Here is an 11,333-nt window from a genome sequence, read left to right as displayed (position 1 = left end):
CGCCTCCGCGTCCAGGCGCCGCCCGGCCTCCTCGCACCGGCCGACCACACCCACCAGGGCCTGCCGCCGGGCGTGCGCGTCCTCGGGGACGCCCTCCGCCCAGCGCCCGAAGATCGTGAACGCGGCCGCCAGCTCCGCCTCGGCGGCCCGCAGCGCCTCCCGTGCCGGTCCGCCCTCCGCCTCCGCGACGTACGACAGCTCCTCCGCCGAGGCCCGTACGCAGTCGTCGGCGCGTATCAGGGCCTCCCGCGCCTGCCGCTCGGTCCCGCCGGTGCCCGGCGCGGGCGGGGCCGAGGGCGCCGGCGCCGGGGTCGTACGGGTCCGCACCCGGCGGGTCCGGCGTACATAGCCGTACCCGGCGGCCAGTACGGCGGCGACGGCCACGACCAGCGGCAGGGCGAGGTCGACGGCCGACCCGTCCTGCTCCGCCGCCCCGAAGCCGACGGCCGTACGGGTGGTCCCGGCGGGGGTGGCACCGGCGGGAGCGGTGTCCGTACGCGCGGGGGCGGTCGTGGACACGGTCGGCGCGGCCGCGACGGGATGTCCGGGCGCGTGGGCCGTGGCCGGGAGCAGGAGCCAGACCGCCGCCGTCGTCCCGCCCGTCAGGACGTGGACCACACGCAGGCGTAGGTGCGCCGTGGCGTGCCGGGGGCGGCCCAGGGTGCTGGTCACATTTCGGAGCGTATGGGCGGCGGGGCGGTGCCGCGAGTGGGCGGGACGCGGTGTTTTCCGGCGGGATGCGCATGGGCGCCGGGGAGGGTTGCGCCGCACGGGTGGGCTTGTCGTACGACCTCGACGTGTCGCCCGCGATCGAACGACAAGGTCGTTTTCAGTGAGTCCATAGATCTGATCAGCTCCATATACCGCCAAAAGTGATCACCACGTCCGCGGCTTCCCGGAGGTAGCACAGATGTCCCACGACGGCGTCGGCCTGCGCGCGGTCATGCGCGCGGTCGCCTTCCTCACCGCGGGCGCCCTCGCGGTGCCCCTCCTGTCGGGATGTGGCTCCGACGACAAGGCCGACCGTCCCCTGGCCCCGCAGGACATCGCCCTCGCCGCCCGCACCCAGGTCGCCGAGGGCGGCACCCTGAAGTGGGCCGTGGACGCGGTGCCGGAGACCCTGAACGCCTACCAGGCCGACGCCGACGCGGGCACCACCCGGGTCGCCCAGGCCGTCCTGCCCTCGATGTTCCGCCTCGACGCCAACGGCGCCCCCGAGGCCAACCCGGCCTACCTGGAGTCGGCCAAGGTCATCGAGACCGAGCCCCGCCAGGTCGTGCTGTACAAGCTGAACCAGCAGGCGGTCTGGAGCGACGGCCGGGAGATCGGCGCCGCCGACTTCGTCGCCCAGTGGCGCGCCCTGTCCGGAAAGAACACCGCCTTCTGGACCGCCCGCAACGCCGGGTACGACCGCATCGAGAAGATCGAGCGCGGCGCGAGCGACCTCCAGGTCCGGGTCACCTTCTCCCGCCCCTACGCCGACTGGAAGTCGCTGTTCTCCCCGCTGTACCCGAAGGACGTCATGGGCACCCCGGACGCCTTCAACGACGGCGCCCGCCGCAAGCTCACGACCACCGCGGGCCCCTTCAAGGTCGACAAGGTCGACACCGCGGCCAAGGACGTGATCCTCACCCGCAACCCGCGCTGGTGGGGCGAGCCCGCCAAGCTGGACCGGATCGTGCTGCACGCGGTGCCCCGCACCGACCGCACCACCGCGCTCGCCGACGGCACCGTGGACGTCGCCGACATCGACGCCTCCGAGGCCCAGCGGATCGGCACCGCCAACGGCGGCAACGGCGCGGGCAGCCCGCTCCAGGGCGGCGGCAGGACCTCGGCGAAGAAGCTCCGCTCCTGGGCGCTCGCCCACGGCCTGGAGTCCGAGAAGGTCCACGCGGGCCGGAAGACGCTGCGCAAGGCCATCACCCGGTACCTCGACGAGCAGGAGGCACTGCGCTCCTACGACGTCCGCAAGTCGCTGGAGCCCGCCTACACCCAGCTCGCCATGAACGGCGCGAGCGGCCTCCTCGCCGACGAGCGGGTCCGCCGTGCCGTGGCCCGCGCCCTGGACCGTACCGAGCTGGCCAAGGTCGTCCTCACCCCGCTCGGCCTGCCCGCCGTACCGGTCGGCAGCCACCTCGCGCTCGCCGGGCAGCCGGACTACGCCGACGGCAGCGACGCCCTCGGCGGCCAGGACACCAAGGAGGCCCAGGCGCTGCTCTCGGAGGCGGGCTGGGTGCCGGGCGGCCCGGTCAAGGAGCAGAAGAAGCCCGACAAGGCGGCCGGGGCCGAGGCCACCAAGGCCGGTGAGGACGAGTCCGAGGGCGGCAAGGACGGCGAGTACGTCGTCGGCGAGGACAACAAGCACCCCGGAAAGGCGGACGGCGAGCGGTCCGACGGCAAGCAGTCCGACGGCAAGCCGTCCGACGGCAAGAACGGCCACGAGGACGGCGGCCGGGACCTCGCCCAGGACGGCAAGCAGTACTCGGGCCAGGGCGGCGCGCCGGGGGCCTACGCCCCGAAGGGCACCGCGGCCCCGGCGGGCGCCGTCACCGGCCCGCTCGCCAAGGACGGCCAGGCGCTGAACCTGCGCTTCGTGCTTCCCTCGGGCGCGGGCTCGCAGACCCTGGACACCGTCGCCCGGAAGATCTCCGCGATGCTGGAGAAGGTCGGCATCCGCACGACGATCACCAAGGTCCCGGACGCGAGCTACTTCAAGGACCACGTCGCGGCCGGTGATTTCGACCTCGCCCTGTACTCCTGGCCCGGCACCGCGTTCCCGGCCACCGACGCCCGCCCGATCTACGCCAAGCCCGCCCCGGCCGCCGACGGCTCGGTGAACATCGAGCAGAACTACACCCGGATCGGCACCGACCAGGTCGACCAGCTCTTCGACCAGGCCGCCGCCACGCTCGACGCGGACCAGGCACGCGACCTGCTCCGCAAGGCCGACTCCCGGATCTGGGCGACCGCCGGTTCCATCCCCCTCTACCAGCGCCCCCAGCTCGTCGGCGCCCGGAAGAACCTGGTCAACGCGGGCGCCTTCGGCTTCCGCACCCCGGTCTACGAGGACATGGGCTTCCTGAAGAAGGGCGCGAAGGTCTCGCCCAGCCCGTCCAAGAGCTGACCACCCCGAAAACGGCGCCGGCCGCCCCTCGCAATGGAGCGAGGGGCGGCCGGCGTCACGTGCTGGGGAAGATCAGCCGTGCTTGGCGCGGCTCGCGGTGCGACCGCGCTCCTTCTGGTCGAGGACGACCTTGCGGATGCGCACGGCCTCCGGGGTCACCTCGACGCACTCGTCGTCGCGGCAGAACTCCAGGGACTGCTCCAGGGAGAGCTTGCGCGGCGGGACGATCGCCTCGAACGAGTCGGCCGACGAGGACCGCATGTTCGTGAGCTTCTTCTCCTTGGTGATGTTCACGTCCATGTCGTCGGAGCGCGAGTTCTCGCCGACGATCATGCCCTCGTACACCTCGGTGCCGGGGTCGGTGAACAGCACACCGCGCTCCTGGAGGTTCGTCATCGCGAACGCGGTGACGGCGCCGGAGCGGTCGGCGACCAGCGAACCGTTGTTACGGGTCTGCAGGGTGCCGAACCACGGCTCGTGGCCCTCGTGGATGGAGTGGGCGATGCCCGTGCCGCGCGTGTTGGTCAGGAACTCCGTGCGGAAGCCGATGAGGCCGCGCGACGGGACGACGAACTCCAGGCGGACCCAGCCGGAGCCGTGGTTCGACATGTTGTCCATGCGGCCCTTGCGGACACCCATGAGCTGCGTGACCGCGCCCATGTGCTCCTCGGGGACGTCGATCGTCATGCGCTCGACCGGCTCGTGGACCTTGCCGTCGATGAGCTGGGTGACGACCTGCGGCTTGCCGATGGTCAGCTCGAAGCCCTCACGGCGCATCTGCTCGACCAGGATGGCGAGCGCCAGCTCACCACGGCCCTGGACCTCCCAGGCGTCCGGGCGCTCGGTGTCGAGGACGCGGAGGGAGACGTTACCGACCAGCTCGCGGTCGAGGCGGTCCTTGACCTGGCGGGCGGTGACCTTGCGGTCCTTGACGGCGGACTTGGCGTCCGCGCCCTTGCCGGTGCCACCACGGCCGACCAGCGGCGAGGTGTTGGTGCCGATGACCATGGAGATCGCGGGCTCGTCGACCGTGATCAGCGGCAGCGCGACAGGGTTCTCCGGGTCGGCCAGCGTCTCGCCGATCATGATCTCGGGGATACCGGCGACGGCGCAGATGTCACCGGGGCCGGCCACCTCGGCGGGCTTGCGGGTGAGCGCCTCGGTCATCATCAGCTCGGTGATGCGCACGTTCTGGATCGAGCCGTCGCGCTTGATCCACGCCACGGTCTGGCCCTTGCGCAGCTCGCCCTGCTCGACACGGAGCAGCGCGATACGGCCGAGGAAGTTGTCCGCGTCGAGGTTGGTGACGTGGGCCTGGAGCGGCGCGTCCTCCTCGTACGTGGGGGCCGGGACGTGCTCCAGGATCGTGGAGAAGAACGGCTCCAGGCTGGTGGAGTCCGCCGGGACCGTACCGTCCTCGGGCTTGGTCAGCGAGGCGACGCCGTCACGGCCACAGGCGTAGACGATCGGGAACTCGATCTGCTCCTCGTCCGCGTCCAGGTCGAGGAAGAGGTCGTAGGTCTCGTTGACGACCTCGTCGATGCGGGAGTCCGGGCGGTCCGTCTTGTTGATGCACAGGATGACCGGAAGCCGCTGCTGGAGGGCCTTGCGCAGCACGAAGCGGGTCTGCGGCAGCGGACCCTCGGAGGCGTCGACGAGCAGGACGACCGCGTCCACCATCGACAGACCACGCTCGACCTCGCCACCGAAGTCGGCGTGACCGGGGGTGTCGATGATGTTGATCGTGATCGGGTCCCCGCCGTCCTTGGGGTGGTACTTCACCGCCGTGTTCTTGGCGAGGATCGTGATGCCCTTCTCACGCTCCAGGTCGTTCGAGTCCATCATGCGGTCGTCGACGGAGTCGAGCTGGTGAGCGGCGAACGCGCCGGCCTGCTTCAGCATGCCGTCGACGATGGTGGTCTTGCCATGGTCGACGTGGGCGACGATGGCGACGTTACGGATGTCGTGGCGCGTGGCCATATTGCGGCGTACTCCCGGAGTTGAGGAATGCCCTGCGCGGACGTCTGTGTTGCGCGGGCCCTGCCGGGCTGGACACGCCACGGCCATCCCCCATCGTACGTCCCGGAGCGCGCTGGGGCGCGCCGGGTGGCCAGGGGCATCCCCCCAAGCTCCCCGAAACAGGGTTCCAGCTGGCATAAGACGCATATCCCAGTAAGTCCGGCGTGAAGATCGCGGAGACGAGGGGGTCCTGGAGAGATCCCTATAAAGAAGAAGGGGACCTCTATTAAGAAGGGGAGGCGCACCGAGAAGCCGTAGCGGGTTCATACAGGGTTTTCCCTAGGGTCTGCCGTGATGGCCCGATTCCGTCGGCTCGGTCGTGTTCGTGGGGCTAGGGTGTCCGGACGCGGGCCCGGCCCCGTCGGCGTTCCGCCGTGTTCGAGTGCGGACGGTGTTCGAGATCGATCTCCACCGTCGGGCGCAACTCATTTCCTTATCCCATGTCCGCTATTCGGACGACACGGACCGATACTCGTGTAACAAGTCCGTTTCGCAGGGATCTTTCGGCAATCTGTTTGTCCGGATTTCGGAAGAAGTTAACGCCAGGTGTGATCGAACCGAGACCAAATCACTGTGGTCGGCCAGTGAACGCATGGCAGATAGTTAGGCGCGTAGAGCTCGGGTCAACGGGTCACGTGCCGTGGGAGGCGCCGACTCGCGAGCATTGCGGGGGCACTTGGTCTTCTCCATTCCTTCACGACTGCGGAATGGCGAATGCCCGGGGCGCTCTCTTGCGGTGAACAAAATACTCAGGAGGAGGAACCCATGCGCGGTGCCAACAGCGCCAAGTGGGTCGCGGGTGCGATCGTGATAGCCCTGGCCGCGACTGCCTGCGGCGGCGGTGACGACAGCAGCAACAAGGGCGCGGGCCAGGACGGCGGCACCTTCCGGCTGGGTATCACCGAGCCGGTGGCCATCGACCCCTACAACTCGCAGGAGTCCGAGGGCCAGCTCGTCACGGACAACCTCTTCACCGGTCTTTACGAGCCGACCGCCGACGGCCAGGTCATTCCGACGCTGGCGACGTCGAAGAAGGTCAGCGACGACGGCAAGACCTGGACCTTCACCATCCAGAAGGGTACCAAGTTCAGCAACGGCGAGGCGGTCGACGCCGAGTCCTTCATCCGTGGCTGGAACCGCGTGGCGCAGAAGACCGCCGCGTCCGACGTCGCGTACCACATGGCCGGCATCGAGGGCTTCGAGGACGTCCAGTCCGGCAAGGCCAAGACGCTGACCGGTCTGAGCGCCCCCGACCCGTACACCCTCCAGGTCAAGCTCTCCGCCCCGGACTTCGAGTTCTACATCAAGACCACGCACACGGTCTTCAGCCCGGTCCCCAAGGTTGCGGGCGACGCCAAGAACAAGGCGTTCAACGAAGCCCCCATCGGCAACGGCCCGTTCAAGATCCAGGGCCGCTGGGAGCACAACAAGTCGATCACGCTGGTCCGCAACGACAGCTTCGGCGGCAAGAAGGCGCACCTGGCCAAGGTGCAGATCGACATCCTCAACTCCGCCAACGGCGTGACCCTCGAGTACCAGGGCTTCGAGTCGGGTCAGTACAACTGGGCCCGGATGCCCACCCCGCAGCTCCCGGCCGCCAAGGCCAAGTACGACCCCCAGGGCGAGTGGCTCAACGTCGACACGAACGGGATGAACTACCTCCTCCCGATCACCGACAACGGTTCGCTCAAGACCGCGAAGGCGCGTGAGGCGGTCTCCTACGCGATCGACCGCGACGCCATCATCAAGGGCGTCTTCCAGGGCATGTACACGAAGTCGACGACGATCCTGCCGCCGGTCTTCAAGGACGTGTACCAGAAGGACCTGTGCGTCTCCTGCGTCAAGCAGGACAAGGCCAAGGCCAAGCAGCTCGCCAAGGAAGGCGGCCTGAAGCCGGGCACCACCATCGAGCTGGGCTACAACACGGGCGCCGGCCACGAGGAGTGGATCCAGGCCATCAAGCAGCAGCTCGAGAGCGTGCTCGGCGTCAAGGTGAAGGCCACCGGCAAGCCGTTCGCCGAGCTGCTCGCCGACCAGCAGAAGCCGAAGGCATCCGGTGCCTACCGCTTCGCCTGGGGCGCGGACTACCCGACGCCGGACAACTTCCTGTTCCCGCTGCTGGACACGGCCTCCATCAACAAGGACGCCAACGGCAAGGTCACCGGTGACAACCGCGGCCGCTACAGCAACAAGAAGTTCGACGACCTGCTCGCCAAGGCCCGCGCCACCCAGGACCAGGCCGGCCGCAACGACCTGTACAAGCAGGCCGAGAAGGTCGCGCTGGACGACCAGGCGCTGATCCCGCTGTGGAACCGCACCCAGCTGCGTCTCGTGGACACCAAGAAGTTCAAGAACGTGAAGATGGACTTCCACGAGAACCCGACCCTGGCCGAGATCAGCCTGAAGTAACGGGTCACCGCCGCAGGCGGAATCCGGCAACCGGGGGTCGTGGTGTCCGAGTGTCCGCTCGGCCGCCACGGCCCCCGACGACCGTCGGGGGAAGTTGATCCACTTCTCCCACCCCACCCCACGCCCGTGATGCGGGGCGCGGGAGCCGCTGCGGAAGAGGCAGCGAGGCAGAGAGGCAGTCATGGGAAGGTATGTGGTCCGCAGGCTGGGCCAGTTGGTCATCGTCACGCTCGGCGCGACGATGGTCCTGTTCGCCTGCCTGTTCGTGCTCCCCGGAGATCCGGTGGGCCAGATCGCGGGCAGCGACAAGGCGCGTGACCCCGCGGTCATCGCCCAGCTGCACAAGCAGTACGGGCTCGACAAGCCGCTGGTCGTCCAGTACGGCACCTATGTCGGGAAGCTCGTCACCGGCGACCTGGGCACGGACTACACACAGGGCCGGCCAGTCACCGAGATCCTGGTCCCGAAGCTCGGCAACACGGCCAAGCTGGCGGTCGCGGCCATCGTGATCGACGTCGTCATCGGCATCGGGGTCGGTGTGCTCGCCGCCATGCGCAGATACTCCATCTGGGACGTGTCGGCGACCTTCGTCACCACCCTGGCCATCGGCGTACCGTCCATCGTGCTCGGCATGATCATGCAGCGCGTGTTCGTGATCGAGCTGGACTGGTTCCCGCTGATCGCCGGCGACGACTTCGTGGGCATCGTCCTGCCCGCCTTCACCCTCGCCATCATCGACGCGGCACTCGTGGCCCAGCTCGCGCGCAGCACCATGCTGGAGGTCCTGCGCGCCGACTACGTCAAGACGGCCATCGCCAAGGGCCTGCCGCGCCGGACGGTGCTGGTGCGGCACATCCTGCGGAACTCGGTCATTCCGGTGATCACCTACCTGGGCATCTCCTTCGGAACGCTGCTCGGCGGCGCGATCATCACCGAGACGATCTTCAACTGGAACGGCATCGGTCTCGCGCTGATCCAGGCGATCCAGCAGAACAACAACCCGATCATCGTCGGAGTCGTGACGATCAGCGTGGCGGTCTTCGTCCTGCTGAACCTGATCGTCGACCTGCTGTACGCCGCCCTCGACCCGCGTATCCGCCTCGCCTGACCCGCGGGATCGCCCCCTTCTAGGAGTCTCACAATGACCGAACTCGTCTCGCAGACCGAAGAGGCGACGGCGGCCGGTCCCGTTCCCGCGCCCCCGGGAGCCGAACCGAGCGTCGCCCGGGTCAGCCAGTGGTCCGACATCCGGCACCGCTTCTTCGCCAACAAGCTCGCCGTGCTGGGCCTGGCCATCATCGTGGTCCTGATCCTGATCGCGATATTCGCGCCGCTGCTCACCCCGCACGACCCGCTCAAGCAGGACCTGAACAGCACCCTGCTGTCCCCGGGCGCCGGCCACTGGCTCGGCACCGACGCCCTCGGCCGTGACCAGCTCTCCCGCCTCATCTACGGCAGCCGCATCGCGGTGATCGTGGGTCTGGCCTCGATCCTCGTCGCCCTCGTCATCGGCGTGATCATGGGTGCGCTGGCCGGCTACTACGGCGGCTGGGTCGACACGGTGATCATGCGTGTCGCCGACGTCTTCTTCGCCTTCCCGCTGCTGATCGGTGCCATCGTCCTCATCCTGCTGATGGGCCGGGGCGTGCTGCCCGTCGTGCTCTCGCTGGCGATCTTCTCGTGGGCGACCTTCGCCCGGCTGCTGCGCAGCCAGATCCTCTCGGTGCGCGAGATGGACTACGTCCACGCCGCCAAGGCGCTGGGCGCGAGCCAGGGCCGGATCATCCGCAAGCACATCCTGCCCAACTCGCTGACCTCCGTGCTGGTGTACGGCACCAGCAACGTCGGTATCGCGATCGTGGCCGAGGCGTCGCTGTCGTACCTCGGCGTCGGCGTCGACCCCGAGGTCGCCGAGTGGGGCAACATGATCTCCGCGGGCCGCAACTTCATGGGCGTCAAGGACTTCATGTGGACCTACCCGAGCCTCGCGATCGTCATCACCGCTCTCGGCTTCATCCTGCTGGGCAACGGTCTTCGCGACGCGCTCGACCCGAAGCTCCGGTGACCGACCGCCATGAATCCAACCCCTTTGGCCAAGCACGATGAAGGTGACGGCATGACCAGCCTGGAGACGGCTCCCAGTGAAGCCGGGGCGGACGGGACCACCCCGCTCCTGGAGGTCCGCGATCTGCATGTGGAGTTCGAGGTCCGCGACTCCGTGACCAAGGCGGTCAACGGTGTCAACTACAGCGTCAGCGCGGGCGAGACGCTCGCCGTACTCGGTGAGTCCGGGTCCGGCAAGTCGGTGACCGCGCAGGCGATCATGGGCATCCTCGACAGCCCGCCCGGACGGATCGCCAAGGGCGAGATCTTCTTCCAGGGGCAGGACATCCTGCGCCTGTCGGAGGCCGAGCGGCGCAAGCTGCGCGGCGCCAAGATGGCGATGATCTTCCAGGACGCCCTGTCCTCGCTCAACCCGGTGCTCTCGGTGGGCTTCCAGCTCGGCGAGATGTTCCGCGCGCACCAGGGCCTGTCCCGCAAGGAGGCCAAGGCCAAGGCGATCGAGCTGATGGACCGCGTGCGCATCCCGGCCGCGGCCCAGCGGGTCAACGACTACCCGCACCAGTTCTCCGGCGGTATGCGCCAGCGCATCATGATCGCCATGGCGCTGGCCCTGGAGCCGGACCTGATCATCGCCGACGAGCCGACCACGGCCCTCGACGTGACCGTCCAGGCCCAGGTCATGGACCTGCTCGCCGAACTCCAGCGCGAGTACAACATGGGCCTGATCCTCATCACCCACGACCTCGGTGTCGTGGCGGACGTCGCCGACAAGATCGCGGTGATGTACGCGGGCCGGATCGTCGAGACCGCCCCGGTGCACGAGCTGTACAAGCGCCCGGCCCACCCCTACACCAAGGGTCTGCTGGAGTCGATCCCGCGCCTGGACCAGAAGGGCCAGGAGCTCTACGCCATCAAGGGCCTGCCGCCCAACCTCCAGGCCATCCCGCCGGGCTGCGCCTTCAACCCGCGCTGCAGTGTGGCGCAGGACATCTGCCGCACCGATGTACCGCCGCTGGTGCAGGTGACCGAGCCGGACGGTACGGAGATCCCCGGCCGCTCCTCCGCTTGCCACTTCTGGAAGGAGACGATCCATGGCTGAGTCCACGAACCTCGCGAAGGACGACGAGCCCAAGGACGACGCCACGCCGAACGTCTCCGAGGTCGAGACCGTCGACGCGGCCACCGAGACGGAGGCGGTCGCCGCCATCGAGGCGCCCGTCGAGCAGGGTGAGCCGATCCTCCAGGTGCGCAACCTGGTGAAGCACTTCCCGCTCACCCAGGGCATCCTGTTCAAGCGGCAGATCGGCGCGGTCAAGGCCGTCGACGGCATCTCCTTCGACCTCTACCAGGGCGAGACCCTCGGCATCGTCGGTGAGTCCGGCTGTGGCAAGTCCACGGTCGCCAAGCTGCTGATGAACCTGGAGCGGGCGACCGCCGGCGAGATCTTCTACAAGGGCCAGGACATCACCAAGCTGTCGGGCCGCGCGCTGCGCGCGGTGCGGCGCAACATCCAGATGGTGTTCCAGGACCCGTACACCTCGCTCAACCCCCGTATGACGGTGGGCGACATCATCGGTGAGCCCTTCGACATCCACCCCGAGGTGGCCCCGAAGGGCGACCGGCGCAAGCGGGTGCAGGAGCTGCTGGACGTCGTCGGCCTGAACCCGGAGTACATCAACCGGTACCCGCACCAGTTCTCCGGCGGCCAGCGCCAGCG

7 protein-coding genes and 1 pseudogene are annotated in these 11,333 nt (G+C 68.7%); 6 read left to right on the top strand and 2 right to left on the bottom strand.

Annotated elements, in window-relative coordinates; all coding sequences use genetic code 11:
* A pseudogene (locus GTW40_RS10000) lies at positions 1-672 on the bottom strand (hypothetical protein); the annotation flags it as partial.
* Positions 673-910: 238 nt separating this feature from the next.
* Here GTW40_RS10000 and GTW40_RS09995 point away from each other — a divergent pair.
* On the top strand, positions 911-3,124 hold the full coding sequence (locus tag GTW40_RS09995; RefSeq protein ID WP_161179808.1) for an ABC transporter family substrate-binding protein: 2,214 nt from the start codon (positions 911-913) through the stop codon (positions 3,122-3,124).
* A gap of 72 nt (positions 3,125-3,196) precedes the next feature.
* Here GTW40_RS09995 and typA read toward each other — a convergent pair whose 3' ends face one another.
* Positions 3,197-5,104, bottom strand: a complete 1,908-nt coding sequence (gene typA, locus GTW40_RS09990; RefSeq protein WP_161179807.1) for a translational GTPase TypA — start codon at positions 5,102-5,104, stop codon at positions 3,197-3,199.
* An 804-nt stretch (positions 5,105-5,908) separates the two neighbouring features.
* Between typA and GTW40_RS09985 the strand changes: the two genes are divergently transcribed.
* From GTW40_RS09985 to GTW40_RS09965, 5 genes are all read left to right on the top strand, one after another.
* Complete coding sequence (locus tag GTW40_RS09985; RefSeq protein ID WP_237525434.1) at positions 5,909-7,552, top strand: ABC transporter substrate-binding protein; 1,644 nt, start codon at positions 5,909-5,911, stop codon at positions 7,550-7,552.
* A gap of 181 nt (positions 7,553-7,733) precedes the next feature.
* Positions 7,734-8,660, top strand: coding sequence for an ABC transporter permease (locus tag GTW40_RS09980; protein WP_237525433.1), 927 nt, complete (start codon positions 7,734-7,736; stop codon positions 8,658-8,660).
* Between the two features lie 33 nt (positions 8,661-8,693).
* The gene (locus tag GTW40_RS09975) at positions 8,694-9,617 is read left to right on the top strand and encodes an ABC transporter permease (RefSeq protein WP_161179805.1); all 924 of its coding nucleotides are present in this window, start codon (positions 8,694-8,696) and stop codon (positions 9,615-9,617) included.
* A gap of 51 nt (positions 9,618-9,668) precedes the next feature.
* Positions 9,669-10,715, top strand: a complete 1,047-nt coding sequence (locus GTW40_RS09970) for an ABC transporter ATP-binding protein (protein WP_161179804.1) — start codon at positions 9,669-9,671, stop codon at positions 10,713-10,715.
* The coding region (locus GTW40_RS09965; RefSeq protein WP_161179803.1) for an ATP-binding cassette domain-containing protein at positions 10,708-11,333 on the top strand (626 nt) is incomplete at its 3' end. The genes GTW40_RS09970 and GTW40_RS09965, both read left to right, overlap by 8 nt.

Origin of the sequence: Streptomyces sp. SID4985 (genome assembly GCF_009863025.1) — a bacterium.
Lineage (GTDB): Bacteria > Actinomycetota > Actinomycetes > Streptomycetales > Streptomycetaceae > Streptomyces.
This window is presented reverse-complemented; position numbering and strand designations above follow the sequence as displayed.